Origin of the sequence: Rhizobium sp. NLR22b, from assembly GCF_019685295.1 — a bacterium.
Classification (GTDB): domain Bacteria; phylum Pseudomonadota; class Alphaproteobacteria; order Rhizobiales; family Rhizobiaceae; genus Rhizobium.
The window spans coordinates 17648-40167 of sequence record NZ_JABDWM010000027.1 but is presented as its reverse complement, the minus strand read 5'-3'; the positions used below and the strand labels follow the sequence as shown (position 1 = coordinate 40167).

At 61.9% G+C, this 22520-nt stretch carries 25 protein-coding genes and 1 tRNA gene; 14 read left to right on the top strand and 12 right to left on the bottom strand.

Annotated elements, in window-relative coordinates:
* Positions 1 to 13: 13 nt before the first annotated feature.
* Positions 14 to 538 (top strand): DUF2937 family protein, encoded by a 525-nt coding sequence (locus tag HJC00_RS29530; protein WP_221165051.1) that lies wholly within the window; start codon positions 14 to 16, stop codon positions 536 to 538.
* A 92-nt stretch (positions 539 to 630) separates the two neighbouring features.
* Here the strand turns inward: HJC00_RS29530 and HJC00_RS29525 are convergent.
* Positions 631 to 707, bottom strand: a tRNA-Arg gene (locus tag HJC00_RS29525).
* A 54-nt stretch (positions 708 to 761) separates the two neighbouring features.
* The gene (locus tag HJC00_RS29520) at positions 762 to 1925 is read right to left on the bottom strand and encodes a M20 aminoacylase family protein (RefSeq protein WP_221165050.1); all 1164 of its coding nucleotides are present in this window, start codon (positions 1923 to 1925) and stop codon (positions 762 to 764) included.
* A gap of 157 nt (positions 1926 to 2082) precedes the next feature.
* Here HJC00_RS29520 and HJC00_RS29515 point away from each other — a divergent pair, with 157 nt between their 5' ends.
* Entirely contained in the window at positions 2083 to 3216 is a 1134-nt protein-coding gene (locus tag HJC00_RS29515; protein ID WP_210632910.1) for a D-alanyl-D-alanine carboxypeptidase family protein, read from the top strand.
* 28 nt (positions 3217 to 3244) lie between these two features.
* Positions 3245 to 4420, top strand: a complete 1176-nt coding sequence (locus HJC00_RS29510; protein WP_221165049.1) for a GTP-binding protein — start codon at positions 3245 to 3247, stop codon at positions 4418 to 4420.
* 60 nt (positions 4421 to 4480) lie between these two features.
* Here HJC00_RS29510 and HJC00_RS29505 read toward each other — a convergent pair whose 3' ends face one another.
* The 5 genes from HJC00_RS29505 to HJC00_RS29485 form a co-directional block, all read right to left on the bottom strand.
* Positions 4481 to 4705 carry a sulfurtransferase TusA family protein gene (locus HJC00_RS29505; RefSeq protein WP_210632908.1) on the bottom strand — a complete coding sequence of 75 codons (225 nt, stop codon included), beginning with the start codon at positions 4703 to 4705 and terminating at the stop codon, positions 4481 to 4483.
* Positions 4706 to 4710: 5 nt separating this feature from the next.
* Complete coding sequence (locus HJC00_RS29500) at positions 4711 to 5943, bottom strand: murein L,D-transpeptidase family protein (protein ID WP_210632907.1); 1233 nt, start codon at positions 5941 to 5943, stop codon at positions 4711 to 4713.
* A gap of 196 nt (positions 5944 to 6139) precedes the next feature.
* Positions 6140 to 7093, bottom strand: coding sequence for an acetyl-CoA carboxylase carboxyltransferase subunit alpha (locus tag HJC00_RS29495; protein WP_210632906.1), 954 nt, complete (start codon positions 7091 to 7093; stop codon positions 6140 to 6142).
* Between the two features lie 63 nt (positions 7094 to 7156).
* On the bottom strand, positions 7157 to 8110 hold the full coding sequence (xerD, locus tag HJC00_RS29490) for a site-specific tyrosine recombinase XerD (RefSeq protein WP_221165048.1): 954 nt from the start codon (positions 8108 to 8110) through the stop codon (positions 7157 to 7159).
* Between the two features lie 5 nt (positions 8111 to 8115).
* Entirely contained in the window at positions 8116 to 8292 is a 177-nt protein-coding gene (locus tag HJC00_RS29485) for a hypothetical protein (RefSeq protein ID WP_221156631.1), read from the bottom strand.
* Between the two features lie 148 nt (positions 8293 to 8440).
* Here HJC00_RS29485 and HJC00_RS29480 point away from each other — a divergent pair, with 148 nt between their 5' ends.
* The 3 genes from HJC00_RS29480 to HJC00_RS29470 are packed head-to-tail and all read left to right on the top strand — an operon-like array spanning position 8441 to position 11468.
* Positions 8441 to 9028, top strand: a complete 588-nt coding sequence (locus HJC00_RS29480) for a shikimate kinase (protein WP_221156632.1) — start codon at positions 8441 to 8443, stop codon at positions 9026 to 9028.
* On the top strand, positions 9025 to 10158 hold the full coding sequence (gene aroB, locus HJC00_RS29475; RefSeq protein ID WP_221156634.1) for a 3-dehydroquinate synthase: 1134 nt from the start codon (positions 9025 to 9027) through the stop codon (positions 10156 to 10158). The genes HJC00_RS29480 and aroB overlap by 4 nt, the downstream gene beginning before the upstream one ends.
* Positions 10155 to 11468 carry an HlyC/CorC family transporter gene (locus tag HJC00_RS29470; protein WP_210632901.1) on the top strand — a complete coding sequence of 438 codons (1314 nt, stop codon included), beginning with the start codon at positions 10155 to 10157 and terminating at the stop codon, positions 11466 to 11468. Before aroB ends, HJC00_RS29470 begins: the two co-directional genes overlap by 4 nt.
* 47 nt (positions 11469 to 11515) lie before the next feature.
* Here the strand turns inward: HJC00_RS29470 and HJC00_RS29465 are convergent, their stop codons facing one another.
* Entirely contained in the window at positions 11516 to 11800 is a 285-nt protein-coding gene (locus HJC00_RS29465) for a BolA family transcriptional regulator (RefSeq protein ID WP_210632900.1), read from the bottom strand.
* A gap of 102 nt (positions 11801 to 11902) precedes the next feature.
* Between HJC00_RS29465 and HJC00_RS29460 the strand changes: the two genes are divergently transcribed.
* From HJC00_RS29460 to HJC00_RS29440, 5 genes are all read left to right on the top strand, one after another.
* Positions 11903 to 12520: a J domain-containing protein gene (locus tag HJC00_RS29460; RefSeq protein WP_210632899.1), complete on the top strand. Its 618-nt coding sequence runs from the start codon at positions 11903 to 11905 to the stop codon at positions 12518 to 12520.
* A gap of 309 nt (positions 12521 to 12829) precedes the next feature.
* Positions 12830 to 13822, top strand: coding sequence for a cobaltochelatase subunit CobS (cobS, locus tag HJC00_RS29455; RefSeq protein WP_210632898.1), 993 nt, complete (start codon positions 12830 to 12832; stop codon positions 13820 to 13822).
* Between the two features lie 13 nt (positions 13823 to 13835).
* Entirely contained in the window at positions 13836 to 15737 is a 1902-nt protein-coding gene (cobT, locus tag HJC00_RS29450; protein WP_221103897.1) for a cobaltochelatase subunit CobT, read from the top strand.
* Positions 15738 to 15761: 24 nt separating this feature from the next.
* Positions 15762 to 16787 (top strand): esterase-like activity of phytase family protein, encoded by a 1026-nt coding sequence (locus HJC00_RS29445; protein ID WP_210632896.1) that lies wholly within the window; start codon positions 15762 to 15764, stop codon positions 16785 to 16787.
* A gap of 58 nt (positions 16788 to 16845) precedes the next feature.
* Positions 16846 to 17412: an AAA family ATPase gene (locus HJC00_RS29440; RefSeq protein ID WP_221123582.1), complete on the top strand. Its 567-nt coding sequence runs from the start codon at positions 16846 to 16848 to the stop codon at positions 17410 to 17412.
* A 9-nt stretch (positions 17413 to 17421) separates the two neighbouring features.
* Here HJC00_RS29440 and HJC00_RS29435 read toward each other — a convergent pair whose 3' ends face one another.
* Together HJC00_RS29435 and rpmB are read right to left on the bottom strand one after the other, a co-directional pair.
* Positions 17422 to 18057: a VUT family protein gene (locus HJC00_RS29435; protein WP_221147761.1), complete on the bottom strand. Its 636-nt coding sequence runs from the start codon at positions 18055 to 18057 to the stop codon at positions 17422 to 17424.
* A 109-nt stretch (positions 18058 to 18166) separates the two neighbouring features.
* The gene (gene rpmB / locus HJC00_RS29430; protein WP_003567078.1) at positions 18167 to 18466 is read right to left on the bottom strand and encodes a 50S ribosomal protein L28; all 300 of its coding nucleotides are present in this window, start codon (positions 18464 to 18466) and stop codon (positions 18167 to 18169) included.
* Between the two features lie 237 nt (positions 18467 to 18703).
* Here rpmB and HJC00_RS29425 point away from each other — a divergent pair, with 237 nt between their 5' ends.
* Positions 18704 to 19483: a DUF3108 domain-containing protein gene (locus HJC00_RS29425; RefSeq protein WP_210632893.1), complete on the top strand. Its 780-nt coding sequence runs from the start codon at positions 18704 to 18706 to the stop codon at positions 19481 to 19483.
* 30 nt (positions 19484 to 19513) lie between these two features.
* On the top strand, positions 19514 to 20404 hold the full coding sequence (locus HJC00_RS29420; protein WP_221123583.1) for a DMT family transporter: 891 nt from the start codon (positions 19514 to 19516) through the stop codon (positions 20402 to 20404).
* Positions 20405 to 20407: 3 nt separating this feature from the next.
* Here the strand turns inward: HJC00_RS29420 and HJC00_RS29415 are convergent, their stop codons facing one another.
* Together HJC00_RS29415 and gloB are read right to left on the bottom strand one after the other, a co-directional pair.
* Positions 20408 to 20830 (bottom strand): cupin domain-containing protein, encoded by a 423-nt coding sequence (locus HJC00_RS29415; RefSeq protein WP_221165047.1) that lies wholly within the window; start codon positions 20828 to 20830, stop codon positions 20408 to 20410.
* Complete coding sequence (gene gloB / locus HJC00_RS29410; RefSeq protein ID WP_221123585.1) at positions 20830 to 21600, bottom strand: hydroxyacylglutathione hydrolase; 771 nt, start codon at positions 21598 to 21600, stop codon at positions 20830 to 20832. Before gloB ends, HJC00_RS29415 begins: the two co-directional genes overlap by 1 nt.
* 53 nt (positions 21601 to 21653) lie before the next feature.
* On the opposite strand from gloB, the gene HJC00_RS29405 reads away from it, so the two are divergent.
* The gene (locus HJC00_RS29405; RefSeq protein ID WP_210632889.1) at positions 21654 to 22430 is read left to right on the top strand and encodes a class I SAM-dependent methyltransferase; all 777 of its coding nucleotides are present in this window, start codon (positions 21654 to 21656) and stop codon (positions 22428 to 22430) included.
* Positions 22431 to 22520 lie beyond the last annotated feature (90 nt).

Here is a 22520-nt window from a genome sequence, read left to right as displayed (position 1 = left end):
GGAGGCCACGATCGTGGGACAGATTGCAAGGATCATCGCCATTGCCGCCGGACTTGCCGGCGGCACGGTCTTTTCGCAGGCGCCGGAATTTGCGCAGCAATATCGCCAGCGGATCGGCGGGGCGATCGATGAACTGCGTATCATCGTCGAGGACTTCAACCGCCAAGCCGCTCAGCACCATCTCGACCGCCGGCAGGCGCTGAACGCCTATGCCCAATCCTCCGACGATTTCCTGCGCGACCGCGGCGTCTCGATGCAGAGCACGATTACCCGTTACGAAGCACTGCAGTCGCAGCAACTGAAACTCGGCACCGCCGCCCCGGTCGCCAAGCCCTTCGTGCTGCTGAGGAATGCGGATGATGTGGTTTTCGCCAATACCTGGCGCGACTTCGTGCCTGGAGTGCCGATGAGCTTTGCCGGCCTCGTCTGGGGCGTAATCGGTTTTGCCGGCGGATGGGCGGTGGCGGCGCTGCCGGGGCTAGGGGCACGGCGGATCATAAGGAGACGAGGAGCCTATCGTCAGGTACCGCGAGCTTAATACGGGGCAAAGCCGTTCGGCGGTGATCTACAAGACGAGATCAGTCATTCCACCCATTCCCGCAGTGGCCATATGGCTCAGCGCTTGAAAAATGGTGATCCCGGCGCGATTCGAACGCGCGACCCCCAGATTAGGAATCTGGTGCTCTATCCTGCTGAGCTACGGGACCACTTGGATGCCATGCATACAAAAGGCTTGGCGCGAAGCCAAGCCTTAATTCTTGTCAAAGGCCGAGGCGTTGTTCGGCGAGACGGACCCAGTAGGAGATGCCGTGGGCTATGGCTTCGTCGTTGAAGTCGTAGGCCGGGTTGTGGAGGCCGGCGCTGTCGCCGTTGCCGATGAAGATGAAGGCGCCAGGGCGGGCGTCCAGCATATAGGAAAAATCCTCGCCGCCCATCATCGGATCGATTTCGGCATTGACGTTCGCCTCACCGGCAATGGCGCTGGCGATGGCGATGGCATGCTCGGTCTCATCGGGATGGTTGATGGTGACGGGGTAGTTGCGATTGAAGCTGATCTCGGCCTCGGCGCCATGGGCTGCGACCAGGCCTTCGATAATCTGCCGGAAGCGCGTTTCGGCAAGTGTCCGCATGTCGGCGTCCAGCGTGCGGACTGTGCCGGCGAAGGTCGCGTCATTGGGGATGACGTTATGGGCAAAACCGGCATTGAACTTGGTCACCGAGACGACGACCGAGCTGATCGGATCGGCGGTGCGCGAGGCGATCATCTGCAGGTTGGCGACGATCTGGGCGGCGATGGCGATCGGGTCGATCGTCCGGTGCGGCTGGGCGGCGTGGCCGCCGCGGCCCTTGATGGTGACGGTGAATTCGTCGGTCGCCGCCATGATGGCGCCCTTGCGGATCGCAAACTGTCCCACAGGCAGGCCCGGCAGGTTGTGCATGCCGTAGACCTCTTCGATTTCGAAGCGCTCCATCATGCCATCCTTGACCATCAGATTGCCGCCGCCGCCGCCTTCTTCGGCGGGCTGGAAGATGACGGCGACATTGCCGTTGAAATTGCGGGTTTCGGCGAGATATTTCGCGGCGCCGAGCAACATGGCGGTATGGCCGTCATGGCCGCAGGCATGCATCTTGCCGGGTGTCTTCGAGGCCCAGGGCTTGCCGGTAACTTCGGTCAGCGGCAGGGCATCCATGTCGGCGCGCAGGCCGATCGTGCGGCGGCCTGCGCCGTTGCCTTTGATCAGGCCGACGACCCCGGTGCGGCCGATGCCGGTGACGATCTCGTCGACCCCGAATTCCTTGAGTTTTTCAGCGACGAAAGCGGCCGTGTTTTCCACTGCGAAAAGAAGCTCGGGCCGGGCGTGGATATGGCGGCGCCATTCGGCGACTTCGTCCTGCAATTCCGCGGCTCTGTTCAAAATCGGCATATTGGCGTTCCTGTTATCAAATCCCGACAATCACTCGTCGCTTCAAAAGGGCGTGAGGCCCATGCAAATACTTCGTCAATGACCTTTGCCATGTCATAGCCATATAGGCTAGATAGATGAAGGTTGCGAGATTTTCCGGACATCTGAAGGACGAACCGTGTCGACGAGCCACTTCCGTTTGTTTGCCGCCATGCGGCCGTTTCGTTTCATGATTGCCGCGACTGCCGCTTTTGTCGCCTCGGTTTCGCTCGTTCAGGCCAATCCGCATATTCTCGTCGACGTGCAGACAGGCCGCGTACTCGAACACGAAGAAGCCTTCCGCAAGTGGTATCCGGCCTCGCTCACCAAGCTGATGACCGTCTATACCGTCTTCGATGCGATCCGCGCCGGTCAAATCAGCCTCGATACGCCCATCGTCATGAGCAAACGCGCCGCCGCCCAACCGGCCGCCAAGATGTATTTCAAGCCGGGCCAGAAGCTGACGCTCGACAGTGCCTTGAAGATCCTGATGGTGAAGTCAGCCAACGACATTGCGGTTGCGGTCGCAGAAGCCATTGGCGGTACGCAGGAAGGTTTCGTGACCCGGATGAACGGCGAGGCACTGAAGCTCGGCATGACGGATTCGCACTTCGTCAATCCGAACGGTCTGCCCGGCAAAGGCCAGTACACCACGGCGCGCGACCTTGCGGTGCTGACGGTGGCGCTGCGCCGCGAGTTTCCGCAATATGCCAGCTATTTCGCGCTTGAAGGATTCACCACCGGCCAGCAGAACGTCCCGAACCTCAACATGCTGATCGGCCGTTTCGCTGGCGCCGACGGCATGAAGACCGGTTTCATCTGCGCCTCGGGCTTCAACCAGATTGGTTCGGCGACGCGCAACGGCCGCACGCTAGTTTCCGTCGTGCTCGGCACGGACAGTCTCGCGGCGCGTGCCGATGCGACGGCGAACCTGTTGCAGAAGGGCTTTACGACGCAGTTTCCCGGCAGCGACACGCTCGGTTCGTTGAAGCCCTACGGGCCGGGACAAGACCAAGTGACCGACATCACCGCCGATATCTGCAGCGCCAAGGGCGCCAAGATACGCAGCGAAACGCGCGACGAGGTCGGCCGCATGAAGGTGCACTCGCCCTATATTCTGGAAATGGACCACGACCCGCAATTCGTCTTCGCCGGGCTCATTCCGGGGCAGGACCCGCAGCCGCCGCAGCAGCCGGAAAAGGTGGCGACCGGCGATACGGCTGGCGGCATCGCCAACGTGCCGGTGCCGCTGCCGCGCCCGACCGCGTTCTAAGACAAGATGGCTCCAAGGTAAGGCAGATATGAGCGCGTTCAACGACAGGATTCCGGTCACCATTTTGACCGGCTTTCTCGGCGCCGGCAAATCGACGCTGCTGAACCGTATCCTCAAAGACCCCGACATGAAGGACGCGGCTGTCATCATCAATGAGTTCGGTGATGTCGGCATCGACCATCTGCTGGTCGAAAGTTCCGGCGATTCGATCATCGAATTGTCCGATGGCTGTCTCTGCTGCACCGTGCGCGGTGAGCTTGTCGATACACTGGCGAACCTGATGGACGCCGTGCAGACGGGCCGCGTCAAGCCGGTGAAGCGCGTCGTCATCGAAACGACCGGCCTTGCCGATCCGGCGCCCGTCATGCAGGCGATCATGGGCAATCCGGTCATTGCCACAAATTTCGAACTCGACGGCGTCGTGACGGTCGTCGATGCGGTCAACGGACTGCAGACGCTCGACAATCACGAGGAAGCACGCAAGCAGGCGGCCGTCGCAGACCGGCTGATCGTCTCGAAGACATCGATGGCCGGCGCAACGGCGGAGCTGGAACAGCGCTTGCGGACGCTCAATCCGCGCGCGGCGATGATGGATGCCGACGGCGCCGAGGCCGGCAGCGCCGCCGTGTTGGTGAACGGGCTCTATGATCCGGCGACGAAGATCGCCGATGTCGGCCGCTGGCTGCGGGATGAGGATGCGCATGAGGCGCATCACCACGCTCACGGCCACGGTCAGGCTCACGATGGCGATCACCGTCACCACCACCATGGCCGCCGCCATGATCACGGCCATGCGGGTCAGGATCCGCACGACGTCAATCGTCACGATGCTTCTATCCGGTCTTTCTCCATCGTCGAAGAGAAGCCGATCGATCCAATAGCGCTCGAAATGTTCGTCGATCTCTTGCGCTCGGCTCATGGCGAAAAGCTGCTGCGGATGAAGGCGATCGTCTCCGTCTCCGACCGGCCGGAACGGCCGTTGGTGCTGCACGGCGTCCAGAGTATCTTCCACCCGCCGGTGCGGCTGCCGGCGTGGCCGGATCCGCAAGACCGGCGCACCCGTATGGTGCTGATCACCAAGGACCTGTCTGAGGCCTTCGTGAAGGATCTCTTTGACGCCTTCCTCGGCAAGCCGCGGATCGACACACCGGATCGTCAGGCGCTGTCCGACAATCCACTCGCCATTCCGGGTTTGCGAATCTAATAGCGCGCCGCGTCGTTCCTATCGCGTCCGATTCTCAGGCCGATGCGCTGGCGACATGTTTTACCGCTTGCGGATCAGGAAGCGATGACCGCTCTCAGTCTTTTCCGTCTCGATCAGGTCGTGGCCGTCCTCATTGCAGAAATGCGGCATGTCGATCACCGCCAGCGGATCGCTGGTGTCGACGAGGATGAGCGTGCCGCTTGCCAGGGCGGCAAGCTTCTTGCGTGTCTTCATCACGGGCAATGGGCATTTCAGGCCGCGAAGATCATAGAGAACGGGGTTCAAGCCGTTCAGTTCCGCGCCCAGAATTTCCAGAACGGCTTCTTTGCCGCGGCTTCTGCCGTCTCCTGCGGTTCGGGCGCGGGCGCGGCATAAGCGAGCGGATTTTGCATCGGCACCGGCACGACCGCAGGTGTCGCGGCGGCGACGCTCGTTGCCTGCGGCTGGGCCGGCGTTGCGGGTGTGGCGCCGGCCGCGGAGTTGGCGGTGAGGCTCTGCGTCGTGCGCTTGGCCATCAGCTCTTCGAGTTCGGCGACCTTGACCATGCGGCCGGCTTCGAGCGAGGTGCCAGTCGGGGCATAAGCCAGTTCTCGGCCCTTGCGCGTCTTGGCGACCACGGCTTTGCGCTCGGCTTCGGACGGGTCGTACCAGGCCATGCCGTCATATTTGCTCATCGCCTTGGCATATTCGGCGTCATAGGTCTTGCCGTAGGAGGCAAGGGCTGCTGTCAGTGCCGGCGGCGTCGACATGGCAGGGCATTTGCCGGCGGCATTGAAGGCCCCGCCATCGGTTGCCTGCTGGTTGAAGACGTATTTCTTCTCGCAGACATTGACCTCGGGCGGGCGCTTCGTCACTTCGAAATTGTCGTAGCCGACCTTCAGCATCTTCCAGAAGTCATTGTTCGGGTCGAGACGATGCTTGACCATGTTTTCCGCCGTCATGCGGAACGGAAACGCCTGCAGCTGCACCGTCGACTGGCCGCCCTTGAAAGCGTCGCGGGCAAAGGCGTAGATCTCCAGCACCTGCTGGTCGGTCATCGAATAGCAGCCCGAGGACGAGCAGGCGCCATGGATCATCAGATCGGAGCCGGTGCGGCCGTTCACCGCGTCGTAGCGGTTCGGGAAGCCGGTGTTGATCGCCAGATAATATTTGGAATTCGGGTTCAGGTTGGCGCGTGTCAGCTCGTAGAAGCCTTCCGGCGCCTGCCGGTCGCCGGTCTTGACCTTCGGACCGAGGCGGCCGGACCAGGCGCAGATCTTGTAATCGGCGATCTTGTCGAAACGGTTGTCGGTCTTCGCTTTCCAGATCTCCATTGCACCTTCTTCCTTGAAGATGCGGATCATGATGGGCGAATTGCGGTCCATGCCCTTGGCGGCCATGGCGTTGAGGATATGGGGAGGAAGCGGCTGCTCGACCTTGTTCTTGACCTTGGAGAGATCGACCTGCGCGGTTTCCAACGCGTCATTGCAGCCGGTGAGAGCCAGCGCCATGAGGGAAACATAGGCAAAATGACGTATGCGCATCCAAACTAGCCCATAAAGATAGTGCGACCCGGTCCGCCTATGGAGTTCGGGCATTGGAAGGAATCATAGGCGGCTTATACTTTATAAAACCTTACCAGCCTATGACGTGCCTCGAACATCCCCGCAAGCGCGAATGTTACAGATAATATCAATGTGGCCAAGATTTGGCCCCAATCGCTGAAAAGCGCAACTTGCCTTAGAGGTTGCGCCCCATATTGAGGAATTTCTGACGCCGCTCATTGCGCAGCTGTTCGCCGGAACGCGATGCCATTTCGCCGAGCGCATTGGCAATCACGTCGCCGGTTGCGGCGATGACGCTGTCGGGGTCGCGATGGGCGCCGCCGAGCGGCTCGGAAATGATGCCGTCGATGACGCCGAGCGATTTCAGGTCTTCGGCGGTGATCTTCATGTTGGTGGCCGCTTCTCGGGCGCGGGTCGAATCGCGCCAGAGGATGGAGGCCGCCCCTTCCGGCGAAATGACGCTGTAGATCGAATGCTCGAGCATATAGACCCTGTTGCCGGTGGCAATCGCGATCGCGCCGCCCGAGCCGCCCTCGCCGATGACGACGGAAACGAGGGGAACCTTGACGCCGAGACACATTTCCGTCGAACGGGCGATCGCCTCGGCCTGGCCGCGCTCCTCGGCGCCGACACCGGGATAGGCGCCGGCCGTATCCACCAGCGAAATCACAGGCAGGCCGAAACGGTCGGCCATTTCAAGAATGCGGATCGCCTTGCGGTAGCCTTCAGGGCGTGGGCTGCCGAAATTGTGCTTCAGGCGCGTCTTGGTGTCGTTGCCCTTTTCCTGGCCGATGACGGCGACGGGCTGGCCGCGAAAGCGGGCGAGGCCCGCCTGGATGGCGGCGTCCTCGGAAAACTTGCGGTCGCCGGCAAGCGGGGTGAATTCCTGAAACAGCGTCTTGGCGTAATCGATGAAATGCGGGCGCTGCGGGTGGCGGGCGACCTGCGTCTTCTGCCAGGCATTAAGCTTGGAATAGATTTCGACGATCGCCTCGCGGACGCGAACCTCCAGCCTTCCGATTTCATCGGTGGTGTCGATGCTCTCGTCTTCCGTTGCGAGCTTCTTCAGCTCGATGATCTTGCCTTCGAGGTCGGAGATCGGCTTTTCGAAGTCGAGATAATTGTGCATGAGGTGCGTTTCCGTTCCTTGTGCCGCGGGGCGTTTTCCTGGCTCCGCCCCTTGTCGCCGGTCCTATTCGTGCTTTTTCGCCTGTTTGGCAAGGGGGTGATGCGTCTGGACGAGCTGCTGCAGCCGCTCTTCGAGGACATGTGTGTAGATCTGTGTGGTCGAAATGTCCGAATGGCCGAGGAGTTCCTGCACGACACGGAGATCGGCTCCGTTGGCAAGCAGGTGGCTGGCAAAGGCGTGGCGCATGACGTGCGGCGAGATCAGCGACGGCGTCAGGCCGGCGCGGATCGCCAGGTTCTTGAGGTCGCGTGCGAAGACCTGGCGCGGCAGATATCCCTCCTTGGAGACGGCTGGAAACAGCCAGGCGCTTTCCAGCGGCTCCTTCGCCGCGGCGGTTTCGGCCGCCAGCAGGCGCCCATACGACTTCAGGGCTGCGATCGCCGAATGCGACAGCGGCACCAGCCGCTCCTTGTTGCCCTTGCCGCGGATCATCAGGAAGCGGCCCTCCTGGTCGAGCACGCGGGCGGGAAGCGAGACGAGTTCGCTGACGCGCATGCCGGTGGCATAGAGCAGCTCCAGCAGCGCCAGCATTCGCAGGCGCTGCAACTGGCCGGGGGCCGGATCGTCGGCCTCGGCCTGCGCTTGGGACAGCAGGCGGCCGACCTCCTCGACCCCCATCGTCTTCGGCAGCGGACGCCCCTTCTTCGGCGCGTCGAGAACACCGGTGGGGTCGTCGGTCCGCAGGCCCTCGGCATAGAGGAACTTGTAGAATTGCCGCATGGCGGCAAGCCGGCGTGCCTGCGAGGAGGGCTTGAAGCCCTGGCGCGCCAGCGAGGCGAGATAGGCGGCCAGGTCGGTCGAGGCGGCTTCGGTCAACCTTATGCTGCGGCCATTCAGGAAAGCGCTGACATCGTCGAGGTCGCGCTGGTAGGATTGCAGGGTGTTGGCGGCAGCGCCGCGTTCGGCGCTCATCATTTCCAGGAAGGATTCCACGTGGACGCGGCTTAGATCCATCATCTCACTCACTTCCCTGTCGTGTTGATCGTGCCCGTCGCCGGCGGGTTGACCCGCTCGGAGGGAATACGGATCGTCACGTCGCGCTGCTGCGGCTCGACGAAGGTCACGAGCGCCCACATCGCTCCGTAAACCGCCCCGGCGAGGATCGCGCAGAAGAACAGGAAACGGAACAGGGTCGGCATCCGGCAACTCCTTCATGCTCTGCTTCTGTTATAAGAAGCGTATTCGCAAGTGCAAGAAGCGCTATTCAAGCCATGATTCCCTTGTCCGCGACTTGACGCTCCACCTGCATTTGTCGATACGGTTTGCAAACAAAGTGTGAATGGACCGATGAGTGAACCGCTGCTGACCGTTGCTGACAGCCTGAAAGACAGAGCTCGCGCTGCGCTCGGTTCACGCAATCTGGTCCTCGTCGGGCTGATGGGCGCCGGCAAATCCTCCGTCGGGCGCATCGTCGCCAGCCAACTCGGCATTCCCTTCATCGACAGCGATCATGAAATCGAGCGGGTGTCGCGCATGACGATCGCCGAACTTTTCGCAGCCTATGGCGAAGAAGAGTTCCGGGCGTTGGAAACGCGGGTGATGAAACGGCTCCTCAAGGGTGGACCACGCGTCGTCTCCACCGGCGGCGGCGCCTTCATCAACGACCGCACGCGCAGGCATATCAAGAAGTGCGGCCTTTCGATCTGGCTGAAGGCGGACCTCGACGTGCTTTGGGAGCGGGTCAACAAGCGTGACACGCGGCCACTGCTCAAGACCGAAAATCCGAAGCAGACCCTCGAAAACCTGATGAACGCGCGTTATCCGATCTATGCGCAGGCAGATCTCACCGTACTCTCGCGTGATGTGCGCAAGGAAATCATGGCAGACGAGGTGCTGAAGGCCGTGGTCGAACAGAAAGAAAGTGCAGCATCATGAATGCGATAAGCTCCACCTCATCAGACCAGACGGTGCATGTGCCGCTCGGCGAGCGCGCATATGACATCCTGATCGGGCCGGGGCTGATTGGGCGGGCCGGCGCCGAGATCGCCTCGCGTCTCAAGGCCCGCAAGGCGGCGATCATCACCGACGGGAATGTCGCACCGCTCTATCTCGAGACCCTCGCCGCGAGCCTGAATGCGGCAGGTATTGTCTCGGCCGAGGTCGTGGTGCCGGCCGGCGAAAAGACGAAGAGCTTCGAACACCTCATCGATGTCTGCGACAAGGTGCTCGAAGCCCGCGTCGAGCGCAACGACTGCGTGATCGCGCTCGGCGGCGGTGTGATCGGTGATCTCTCTGGCTTTGCGGCCGGCATCGTCCGCCGCGGCGTGCGCTTCGTGCAGGTGCCGACTTCGCTGCTGGCGCAGGTCGATTCCTCCGTCGGCGGCAAGACCGGCATCAATTCCCCTCGCCATGGCAAGAATCTGATCGGCGTCTTCCATCAGCCGGACCTGGTTCTGGCCGATACGGAGGTGCTGAATACACTGAGCGAGCGAGAATTCCGCGCAGGTTACGCCGAGATCGCAAAGTATGGGCTGATCGACAAACCGGATTTTTTCGCCTGGCTGGAAGCGAACTGGAAGTCGGTGTTTACAGGCGGCTCCGCCCGCATTGAGGCAATCGCTGCCAGCTGCCAGGCGAAAGCCGATGTCGTCGTTGCCGACGAGCGGGAGACCGGCCAGCGGGCGCTGCTCAATCTCGGCCATACGTTCGGCCATGCGCTGGAAGCGGCGACCGCCTATGACAGCCGCCGCCTCGTGCACGGTGAAGGCGTGTCGATCGGCATGGTGCTGGCGCATGAGTTTTCCGCACGAATGAATCTTGCGAGTCCCGACGATGCACGGCGCGTCGAGCGGCATCTGAAGGAGGTCGGCTTGCCGACTACCATGGCCGAAATTCCTGGCGAGCTGCCGCCGGCGGAATCGCTGATGGAGGCGATCGCACAGGACAAGAAGGTCAAGAGCGGCAAGCTCACCTTCATCCTGACGCGCGGTATCGGCCAGTCCTTCGTCGCCGACGATGTTCCGGCATCCGAAGTGCTCAGTTTTCTCAGGGAAAAACATCCTTGACGACGATCGAAGGCGTTCTGACATTTGTCGCGGCCTATTGGCCGGAGATCCTTTCGATCATGGCGCTCGTACTGATGTCCGCCTTCTGTTCCGGCACGGAGACTGCGCTCACCGCCGTTTCGCGCAGCCGTATCCACACGCTTGAGGTCAACGGCGACGAACGCGCCGGCCTCGTCCGTCAGCTGATCGAACGGCGCGACCGGCTGATCGGTACGCTGCTGATCGGCAACAATCTTGCCAACATCCTCTCCTCCTCGATCGCCACCAGCCTCTTCCTCGGGCTGTTCGGCAGTTCGGGCGTGGCGCTGGCGACGCTCGCCATGACCATCATCCTCGTCATCTTCGCCGAAGTGCTGCCGAAGAGCTGGGCGATCTCGGCGCCGGAACGCTTCGCGCTTGCCGTCGCATTTCCCACGAGACTCTTCGTCGCCATCGTCGGCCCGGTGTCCTCCTTCGTCAACGCGCTTGTGCGGCGGATCCTGGCGCTGTTCGGCATCAATCTTTCGCGGGAAGTTTCGATGCTGACGGCGCATGAGGAGCTGCGCGGCGCCGTCGATCTCCTGCACCGCGAGGGATCGGTAGTGAAGGCCGACCGCGACCGCCTCGGCGGCGTGCTTGACCTCAGCCAGCTGGAACTCTCCGACATCATGGTCCATCGCACCAAGATGCGGGCGATCAATGCCGACGATCCGCCGGAAGCGGTGGTGCGCGCCATTCTCGAAAGCCCCTATACGCGCATGCCGCTGTGGCGCGGCACGATCGACAACATCATCGGCGTCGTCCACGCCAAGGATCTCTTGCGGGCGCTTGCCGAACCGCACATGGAGCCGCAGAATCTCGATATCGTGAAGATCGCGCAGAAGCCCTGGTTCGTGCCGGACAGCACCAATCTCGAGGACCAGCTCAACGCCTTCCTGCGACGCAAGCAGCATTTCGCCGTCGTCGTCGACGAATATGGCGAGGTTCAGGGCATCGTCACGCTGGAGGATATTCTCGAGGAAATCGTCGGCGACATTTCCGACGAGCACGATATCGAGATGCAGGGCGTGCGCCAGGAGGCGGACGGCTCGGTCGTCGTCGATGGCAGTGTGCCGATCCGCGATCTCAACCGCGCGCTCGACTGGAACCTGCCCGACGAGGAGGCGACGACCATCGCCGGCCTCGTCATCCATGAATCGATGACCATCCCGGAAGAGCGTCAGGCCTTCACCTTCTACGGCAAACGTTTCGTCGTCATGAAGCGGGAGAAAAACCGCATCACCAAGCTGCGCATCCGCCCCGCGCAGGAAGACGATACGAAACCGGTGTGATCCGGTTGGATTGCCTGCGCCTTATACCCATATAGGCTGCTGGGCCGCTACCAGCGGGTGGGTTCACCCGGTGCCGCCGGTTCGACGGCCAGCGCGTGCAGGCCGGCATCGAGCTCCGGTTTCAACAGGTCGGTGATCGCCCGGTGGCGCGCCAGGCGGGAGAGGCCGGCAAATTTTGCCGAAACGATCCTCACCCGCATGTGGGTTTCGCCGGTGCCTGTGATGTCAGGCTGGTGGCCGGCATGCAGATGGCTTTCGTCGATGACGCTCAAGCGTTCGGGTGCGAAGGCTTCGACAAGTTTTTCTTCGATGCGGGATCGCAGGGTCATCATCCGGTCTTGCTGCTTCGCGAAAAGGGTTCCCACCAAGCCAGCAACATTCCCATTTGTCAATTCTTGTTGTCGCCTCGCGACAGCCTCATAATTAGCGCCGCCATGAGACTTGATTCCAAATATTTCGATCGCATCCGCACACGCCGCAAACGCGAGCAGGAGGCAGAGCAGGCGCCGCCTACCTGCCAGTGGGACGGCTGCGACAAAAAAGGCTCGCATCGCGCTCCGGTAGGGCGCAATGCGGAAGGCCAGTTCTTTTTGTTCTGCTTCGAGCACGTCAAGGAATACAACAAGGGCTACAATTATTTCTCCGGCCTTTCGGACGGCGAGATCGCGCGCTACCAGAAAGAGGCGATCACCGGCCATCGGCCGACATGGACCGTCGGCGTCAACAAGGCGGCGAAGGACAGTCCGCTGCATTCCGAGGTACGCTCCGGCGCCTATACACGCGTTCGCGATCCCTTCGGCTTCGTCAAGGAAGGCGGCAAGGGCAACGGCCCGCGCTTTCCCCAGGCACGCAAGCTGAAATCGCTCGAAAGCAAAGCCTTCGACACGATGGGTCTGCATGCCAACGCGACGTCGGCAGAGATCAAGAGCCGCTACAAGGAGCTGGTCAAGAAGCACCATCCGGATGCCAATGGCGGTGACCGCGGCTCGGAAGAGCGCTTCCGCGCTGTCATCCAGGCCTATCAATTGTTGAAGCAGAACGGTTTTTGTTAATTCCCGTCCTTGCTCTTGGGCTTCAATCGGGTATGGTCCAAATCGGCTGAGGCCGCAGGCAAACGCGGCTCCTATCTGCGTGTTTTCCCGACATCGCCTCGGCCGACCTTCCGGACGCGGCGTTTCTTGTCCGGGACTCTTTCAAGAATGCTCGCACGCGGTCATCATCCCGCCGAGGTTTCGTTTCAGTCCCGGAGAAGTATCGCCGACGTTCCGACCTGGACGGGCGCGGAATAAAATCGCGGCGTCACGGTTGCGACATGGCCTGAGACAGTTTGGCCGGGTGGCTTCACCCGCCTTGGAGACATGATGAGCAAGATCGACCTCGATATTTCAGAACTGCCCGACACCACCGTTTCGGTCCGCGAGACCTTCGGCATCGATTCCGACATCCGCGTTCCCGCCTACAGCAAGGGTGACGCCTATGTGCCGGATCTCGATCCCGACTACCTGTTCGACCGCGAGACGACGCTCGCCATTCTCGCAGGCTTCGCGCATAACCGTCGCGTGATGATCTCCGGCTACCACGGCACGGGCAAATCCTCGCATATCGAACAGGTGGCGGCGCGCATCAACTGGCCTTGCGTGCGCATCAACCTCGACAGCCATGTCAGCCGTATCGATCTGGTCGGCAAGGACGCGATCGTCGTCAAGGACGGGCTGCAGGTCACGGAGTTCAAGGACGGCATCCTGCCCTGGGCCTATCAACACAATGTCGCGCTCGTCTTCGACGAATATGATGCCGGCCGTCCCGATGTGATGTTCGTCATCCAGCGCGTGCTGGAATCGTCCGGCCGCCTGACGCTGCTCGACCAGAGTCGCGTCATCCGGCCGCACCCCGCTTTCCGCCTGTTTGCCACTGCCAATACGATCGGCCTCGGTGACACCACAGGCCTCTATCACGGCACGCAGCAGATCAACCAGGCGCAGATGGACCGCTGGTCGATCGTGACGACGTTGAACTACCTGCCGCATGATCACGAAGTGAACATCGTCGCCGCCAAGGTGAAGAGCTTCGGCAAGGACAGGGAAGGGCGCGATATCGTCTCGAAGATGGTTCGCGTTGCCGATCTCACGCGCGCCGCCTTCATGAACGGCGATCTTTCGACCGTCATGAGCCCGCGCACGGTCATCACCTGGGCCGAGAATGCCGAAATCTTTGGCGACCTCGCCTTTGCCTTCCGCGTCACCTTCCTTAACAAGTGCGACGAGCTGGAGCGCCCGCTGGTCGCCGAGCACTATCAGCGCGCCTTCGGCGTGGAGCTGAAGGAAAGCGCCGCCAACATCGTCCTCGGAGCCTGAGGCCCGACCGACCATGGCAGCTCGCGGTGACAATTCGAAAGCAAAGCCCGGTGCGCCCGTCGACGTCGAGCCGTTGCGCCGGGCGATATCCGGTTGCGTCCGCTCGATCGCCGGCGACGGCGATGTGGAGGTGACCTTCGCCAATGAACGGCCTGGTATGACCGGCGAGCGCATCCGGCTGCCGGAGCTTTCCAAGCGGCCGACGGCGCATGAGCTGGCGGTCACCCGCGGGCTCGGCGATTCCATGGCGTTGCGCCTCGCCTGCCATGACGAGAAGATGCATACGACCATGGCGCCGCAGGGCTCGGACGCCCGGGCGATCTTCGATGCGGTCGAGCAGGCGCGTGTCGAATCGATCGGCACGCTGCGCATGGAGGGCGTGGCGGCGAACCTGCGCTCCATGACGGAAGAGAAATATGCCAAGGCGAATTTCACCGGTATCGAGCGCCAGGAAGACGCGCCGATCGGCGAAGCCGTCGCCATGATGGTGCGCGAGAAGCTGACCGGCCAACGTCCGCCTGAAACCGCCGGCAAGGTGCTCGATCTCTGGCGCGGTTTCATCGAAGACAAGGCGGGGGCTGAACTCGCTAACCTGTCGGGCGCGATCAACGACCAGCAAGCCTTCGCCAAGGTCGTCCGCAACATGCTGTCGGCGATGGAGATGGCCGAGGAGTATGGCGACGACGACAGCGAAGCCGACAATGACGATCAGTCGGAGCAGGAAGAACAGCCGAGCGGCGACGAGCAGGATCAGGACGAAGTCGACGAGGATGCCGGCACCGATGCCGCCCCCGTCGAGGACAGCGAAGTCTCCGACGAGCAGATGGAGGACGGCGAGACTGAAGGCGCCGAAATCTCCGACGACGACATGATGGAAGAGGGCGAGGACGATTCCGAAACGCCGGGCGAGACCCGCCGTCCGAACACGCCTTTTGCCGATTTCAACGAAAAGGTCGATTATCACGTCTATACCGAAGAGTTCGACGAGATCATCACCGCCGAGGAACTCTGCGACGCCGCCGAGCTGGAGCGCCTGCGCGCCTTCCTCGACAAGCAGCTGGCGCATCTGCAGGGCGCGGTCGGGCGTCTTGCCAACCGGCTGCAGCGCCGCTTGATGGCGCAGCAGAACCGCTCCTGGGATTTCGATCTGGAGGAGGGTTATCTGGATACGGCCCGGTTGCAGCGCATCATCATCGATCCGATGCAGCCGCTCTCCTTCAAGATGGAGCGCGACACGCAGTTCCGCGACACTGTCGTCACGCTGCTCATCGACAATTCCGGTTCCATGCGCGGTCGGCCGATCACCGTGGCTGCCACCTGCGCCGACATTCTCGCCCGGACGCTGGAACGCTGCGGCGTCAAGGTCGAGATTCTCGGCTTTACGACAAAGGCCTGGAAGGGCGGGCAGGCGCGTGAAACCTGGCTCGCCGGCGGCAAACCGCAGACGCCCGGTCGTCTCAACGACCTGCGTCACATCATCTACAAGTCGGCCGACGCACCCTGGCGGCGCGCACGCGCCAATCTCGGGCTGATGATGCGCGAAGGGCTGCTCAAGGAAAACATTGACGGCGAGGCGCTGATCTGGGCGCATAACCGCCTGCTCGCCCGCCGCGAGCAGCGCCGCATTCTGATGATGATCTCGGACGGGGCGCCGGTCGACGATTCGACGCTGTCGGTCAATCCGGGCAATTATCTCGAACGGCATCTGCGCGCCGTCATCGAGCAGATCGAGACGCGCTCGCCTGTCGAAATGCTGGCGATCGGCATCGGTCATGACGTGACACGCTACTATCGCCGAGCCGTGACGATCGTCGATGCGGACGAGCTTGCCGGGGCGATGACCGAACAGCTTGCCTCACTCTTCGAAGATCAATCCGCCCAGCCGCGCGGCGGCCGGTTGCGCCGTGCCGGCTGACGCTCCTGCAAGGAAACACGTGGAATGATGGTCAAGCGCCTCTGCCGCGCGGCATCGGTCTCGCTGTGCCTCGCAGGGGGCGCTCCCGCAGCGATGGCCGGCGACGAAATCCCCGTCATTAGCCGGCAAATTACCGATTTCAGGATCGGATCGTCGCAGACGAAGTTCGGATCGCTGGAATTTCTCGGTGGGCTGGAGATGGTTTCCAGCCGCGCGCTGTTCGGGTCGCTTTCCTCAATCCGTTTCCGGCCGGACCAGAAACACTTCGTCGTCGTGCTCGATACCGGCCAGTGGCTGACCGGCAGCATCGAGCGCGATGCCGGGGGCAGGCTTTCGGGCCTTTCTCAGGTCGAGATTACCCCGATGAAGAACCGCGCCGGCCGCAGCCTCGAGGGCAAGGGCTATATGGATGCCGAGGGCCTGGCGCTCGACGGCGACCGCATTTTGGTCTCTTTCGAGCAAGATCATCGCGTCGACGCCTATCCCGATCCCGGCTTTGCGGAATCGCGCGCGATCGCGACCCTGCCGATCCTCATCCCGCGCACGATGCTGAGCGATAATCGCGGTATCGAAACCATTGCCGTGGCGCCCGCCTCCAGTCCGTTGAAGGGCGGCATGGTCATTGTCTCCGAGCGCGGTCTCGATAGCGAGGGCAACCGGATGGCGGCCATTCTCAGCGGCCCGCTGAAAGGGGTGTTCTCGATCAAACGCGACGGCAGCTTCGACGTTACCGACGGCGCCTTCCTGCCGGACGGCGACCTGCTGCTCCTGGAGCGGCGGTTCAATATGGCCGAAGGCATCGGCATGCGGCTTCGACGCATCAAAGGCGCCGATATCCGGCCGGGGGCCGTCGTCGATGGCGAATTGCTGATCGAAGGCAATTTCAACTCACAGATTGACAATATGGAAGGACTTGACGTGTTCCAGGCCGCCGACGGCACGGTCAATATCATTATGGTGTCGGACGACAACCACTCGATCCTGCAGCGCAATCTGATGCTGGAATTCCGGCTCTCCGATCGCCACGTGCTCAGCGCGGCGTCAGATTGACGTCACATGCATCGGCTATCCCATGGTCGCATCGAGAGCAGTTTTCGGAGGGACAGTCGTGGTGCATGTTCATATCATGGGTGCCTCCGGTTCCGGCACGACATCGCTCGGCCATACGCTTGCCGAACGGCTTGATATCGCCCATCTCGATACCGATGATTTCTTTTGGCTGCCGACCGATCCGCCATTCACGACGCCGCGCGACGCCGAAGAACGCATAAGACTGCTTCTTGCCGAGGCGGCACGGCATGACGGCTGGATCCTCTCCGGATCGGCGCTGAAATGGGCGAGGCAGATCGAGCCGTTCTATGATCTGATCGTGTTCCTCAGGATTGAGCCGGAGCTGCGGATGGCGCGCATCCGTGCGCGGGAGATTGCCCGCTACGGAGACAGGATCGGGCCCGGCGGCGATATGGAAATCAAGAGCGGGGAATTCATGGAATGGGCGGCAAGTTACGACACGGCTGGCCCGGAACGTCGCAGCCTCGCGGCGCATGAGCAATGGTTGGAAACGCAGACGGCCCCAGTCCTGCGGCTCGATTCGTCACGAGAGATCGATGATCTGGTTGCAGAGGTTCTGCTGCATCCCGCCATCGCCGCCGGCGCGGTCCGGCAGCGTCGTTGAAACCATCGTTTAGCCGACGCGCACAGGCTGCATCGGCCGCAACACGTTCATGAGCGCGCCATAGGGCAGCAGCATGACGAGGCCCACGATCATCTTGACGGCGAAATCGCCGAGCGCCCAGGAAATCCAGCGCGGGGCCTCAGTGGAAAATACACCGAGGATCGGGGCCAGCTCGAGCGCGAACGGCTCGTTCGGACCGAGGAAGACGAAAAACGCGGCGAAGGACAGCGAGAAGAACATCACCGTATCAAGCGCCGAGCCGATCAGCGAGCCGACGAGCGGCGCGCGCCACCAGGCCTGGCGGCGAAGGCGGTTGAAGACGGCGATATCGAGCAGCTGGCCGGCGAGATAGGCCGAGCCGGAAGCGATGGCGATACGCGGCACTGACGTAAAGAAGGAGAGCGTCACGCCGACGACGAAGCCGGCAAAGACGACCTTGCGGGCTGCCTGCGGGCCGAACTGGCGGTTGGTCAGGTCGGTGATCAGGAAGGCGACCGGATAGGAGAAGGCGCCCCAGGTCAGGATGTCGGCCAGGTTGATGCCGGCGACTTCGGCGTTCAGCGGAAACTGAACGAGGAAGTTGGAAGCGACGACGACAAGCGTCATCAGGGCGACATAGGCAATCGTATAGCGCGTCTTCAGCATTTTTTTATCCTGGGTGATGCCACCAGTTGGAGTGCTCAGGCAAAGCAAAAGGCCTGACCGGGTTTATCCGTCCAAGCCTTTCGAAGCCGTATGAAAGAAGGGCAGAAGCTTAGGCAGCAACAGCCGCTTCGGCGGTCTTCTTGACGATCTGACGGCGCAGCAGGCGCGCGCGCATCGACAGTTCGTTTTCGCTTGCCTTGATCAGGAAGGCATCGAGGCCGCCACGATGCTCGACGGAGCGAAGGGCAGCAGCCGAAACGCGAAGACGATAACGCTGGTTGAGAGCGTCGGAAATCAGCGTTACCTGGCACAGGTTCGGCAGGAACCGGCGCTTGGTCTTGTTGTTGGCATGGCTGACATTGTTACCAGTCAGGACGGCCTTGCCGGTCAATTCGCACACGCGGGACATTGAACACCTATTCTTGTTTTCTCGGGCCATCGAATTGCCATCCCCGGCAAAACCGGGCTCGCAATCCAACAGGCATGATTGGAAAGTTGCGGTTCTATAGTCAGAGAGGCTGCGCGCGTCAAGCCAAACCTTGGTCTTTCCCGCAATTCCGTCAAAAAGCTGCTGTTTTCTTCCCTTCAAGGCAGGAGTATAGAACTCCCGACAGGGCTGCCGGCGCGGCAAGACAAGGCTTCACTCATGGCTCATTCGGGCAGACGCATTTTCATTTCGGCTATCGCCGCACTGCTTGCCATACCGGCATCGGCGGCCGAGGTCCAGCATCAGACGGTCTATCGGGTGACGCTTGCCGGCCTGCCGATCGCGCGCGCGGCGTTCCTGACGCAGATCGAGGACGATCACTCTTACAAGATCGCCGGCGATATCAAATCCGCCGGCCTTGCCGATCTCGTCAAGACCATCTCGGCTAAGACCAGCGTCACCGGCGTTGTCCGTAATGATCGGCTGCAGGCGCTGAAATATTCGCTCTATTACAAGAGCGGCAAGAAGGCCCGCGTCTACGAGGTCAGCTACCGCAACGGCGACATCATATCGGCGACGACGACGCCGCCGCCGAAAAGGCCGAAGAACTGGATCGACGTCACGCCGGGCGACATGCGTTCGGTGCTCGATCCGATCTCCGGCCTTGTTTTCACCGGGGACACCAAGGTCTGCGCGCAGACGCTGCCGATCTTCGACGGCGAGACGCGCATGGACCTGGTGCTTTCGCCGAAAGGCGACGAGGATTTCAAGACCGATGGCTTCAAGGGCAAGGCGGTCGTCTGCGGCGTGCGTTTCGTGCCGCGCTCAGGCTACAAGAAGGGCCGCAAGGACATCGACTATCTCAGCAAGAGCGACCGCATGGAAATCTGGTTTGCCAAGTCGGACGCGGCAAATGTATATGCTCCTGTTTATGTGCGCATTCCGACCGAATATGGAATGGTGACGATCACTGCCGTCAAATACGGCAGCGTCGGCTGACGGAGCTTTCGCCTCCGTGAAGGAGGACAGGTGAAATTTCGCGCGACGCTGATCGGTTTTACGGCCATTCTGATGTGGTCGTTCCTGGCGCTGTTGACGGCCGGCTCCGGCAAGATGCCGCCCTTCCAGCTGTCGGCCGTCTGCTTTGCGATCGGCAGCATTCCCGGCCTCGTCATGCTTGTCCTCAACCCGGCGCGGCTGGCGTTGCTGAAGCAGCCGCCAAAGGTCTGGATAACAGGTATTGCAGGCTTGTTCGGCTATCATTTCCTCTATTTTACGGCGCTCAGGAACGCGCCGGCGGTGGAGGCGGGACTGATCGCCTATCTCTGGCCGTTGTTGATCGTGGTCGGCTCGGCGCTGCTGCCGGGCGAACGGTTGCGCTGGTATCACGTGGCGGGCGCGCTCGCCGGGCTTTGCGGCACCTTCCTGATCGTCGGCCGCAACGGCATCGATTTCGACGGCGCCTACGCGGTCGGTTATGGGGCGGCCTTCCTCTGCGCCTTCACATGGTCGGGCTATTCGCTGCTGACCAGGCGTTTTGAAGCCGTTTCCACCGATGTCGTTACCGGCTTTTGCCTTGTCACTTCCGTCCTGTCGCTCTTCTGCCATCTCGGCCTGGAGGCGACCGTCTGGCCGGCGACGATGTTCGAATGGGTTGCCGTCATCGGGCTCGGGCTCCTGCCCGTGGGGGCTGCCTTCTACGCCTGGGATTATGGCGTCAAGAACGGTGATATCCAGATTCTCGGTGCGGCAAGTTATGCCGCGCCGCTGCTGTCGACGCTCATCCTGACGCTGTTCGGATTTGCCGAGCCGAGCTGGCGCATTGCTCTCGCCTGCCTGCTCGTCACCGGTGGAGCGGTGCTCGCTGCCCAGGAAATGTTCCGCCGCAAGATTCCGGCGCAGCCTGCGGCAGCCGAGTAGCCCTCAGTCGCCAGGTTTCCAATCCGCCGGCGCCATCTCGAAGCTCGAAAAGTCGAAGCCGGGCGAAACAGTGCAGCCGACCAGGGTGAAATCGCCGAGCGATTCGGCCGATTGCCACCAATTGGCGGGAATGATTGCCTGCGGCCGCTCGCCGGCAGGAAGGTTTGTTCCGAGCGTCAGCGTCTCGCTTGCGAACCCGTCTTTCGAGCGGTGCAGCGCCAGCGGCGCACCCGCGTAATAATGCCAGACCTCGACCGCGTCATGGACGCGATGCCAGTGCGAACGCTGTCCCTTTGTCAGCAGATAATAGATCGCCGTCGAATGGCCGCGCTCTCCACCCGCCGTGTCGCGGAATGTCTGCACGTACCAGCCGCCTTCGGGATGCGGCTGCATGCCGAGCTCGCGAATGATCCCCTCAGGCGACATCAGAAATTGTCCTTGCGCTTGCGGATCTCGGCAAAGACCTCCTCATTCGTCTTGCCTTCCATGATCAGATTGCGGCGGATCGCCGGATCGGCGGCGCGCAGAAACGGATTGGTTTCCTTCTCCAGCCCGAGCGTCGTCGGGACGGTGAATTTGCCCTCGGCGCGCAAGGCTTCGATCTCGGCGGCGCGGCTCTTCAGGCGCTCATTGTCGGAATCGACCGTCAGCGCGAAGCGGGCGTTGGACAATGTATATTCGTGGCCGAAATAGACGGCGGTCTCGTCCGGCAGCACGGCGAGCTTCTGCAGGGAATGCCACATGTCGGCGGCGGGGCGTTCGAAAAGGCGGCCGCAGCCGAGGGCAAACAGCGTGTCGGCGGCAAAGAGCAGCTTGTCGTCGACGAAGTGATAGCAGATGTGACCGGCAGTGTGACCGGGGGTCTCGATGACCTTGACCGTGTGATCGCCGAAAAGGAAGCTGTCGCCATCGGCCATCGTCCGGTCGAGACCGGGAATGGCGATAGCCTCGTTGATCGGGCCGATGATCTCGCAGCCGAATTGCTCCTTCAGCGCCAGGTTGGCGGCGACGTGATCGGTGTGGTGATGGGTGGTGAAGATGTGGGTGATCTTCCAGCCGCGCCGTGTCGCCGCTTCCAGGATCGGCGCCTCCTCCGGCGCGTCGATCGCCGCGGTATATCCCGTCTCCGGATCGTGTACGAGCACGCCGAAATTGTCGGTGCGGCAGAGAAAAACGTCTAATTCCAAAGGTTTCATCTTCAAACAATCCCTTGTCCCACGACTCTCGCGGGAATGTAGAGAGTCCGGCCTTGAAGTCCAACCGCCCGCTGATAACATTTATCGCAATGCACGCCGATATCGTCGACCTACGCCAGTTCTATCACTCCGACCTCGGGCGTCTTGCCGAGCAGTCGATCGCCATGGCGCTCTCGTCGCTGTGGGTGCGCCTGCCGCAGGAGCGTCTCGTCGGTCTCGGTTATGCCGTGCCTTTCCTCGATCGCTTCCAGGCCGATACCGAACGCACCTTCGCCTTCATGCCGGCCGGACAGGGCGCGGTGAACTGGCCGATGGGCTCGCTGTCGTCGACGACGCTGATTTTCGATGAGGAACTGCCGCTGCCGGATTCCTCGATCGACCGAGTGCTGATGGTGCATTCGCTCGAGTTCGCGGAAAGTCCGCGCGAGACGCTGAAGGAGCTCTGGCGGGTGCTGGCGCCGGGCGGACGGCTTGTCATCGTGGTGCCGAACCGGCGCGGGGTCTGGGCCCGCATGGAACACACGCCCTTCGGTTCGGGCCGGCCCTATTCCCGCGGTCAGCTGACGCATCTGCTGCGCGAGACGAATTTCACGCCAGGTGCGACCGCCGAAGCGTTGTTCTTTCCGCCCTCGAAACTCAGGACCATCCTGCGCCTACGCCGCGCCTTCGAGCGGATCGGCCGAACCTTATGGCCGGCTTTTTCGGGTGTCATCATCGTCGAGGCGCAGAAGCGGCTCTATCAGGGGTTGCCGGTGGCCGCCCGCGCTTCCCGCCGCGTCTTCGTGCCTGTTCTCGCGCCGCACGGCGTGCCGACCGCACGCAACGGATGAAGTTAATTCCGTCATTCTCCTTACACTTGTGTCACGCCCATACCTCTCGACAACAATCACATTCCGCTTTAATGCCACTTGGTCATTTTC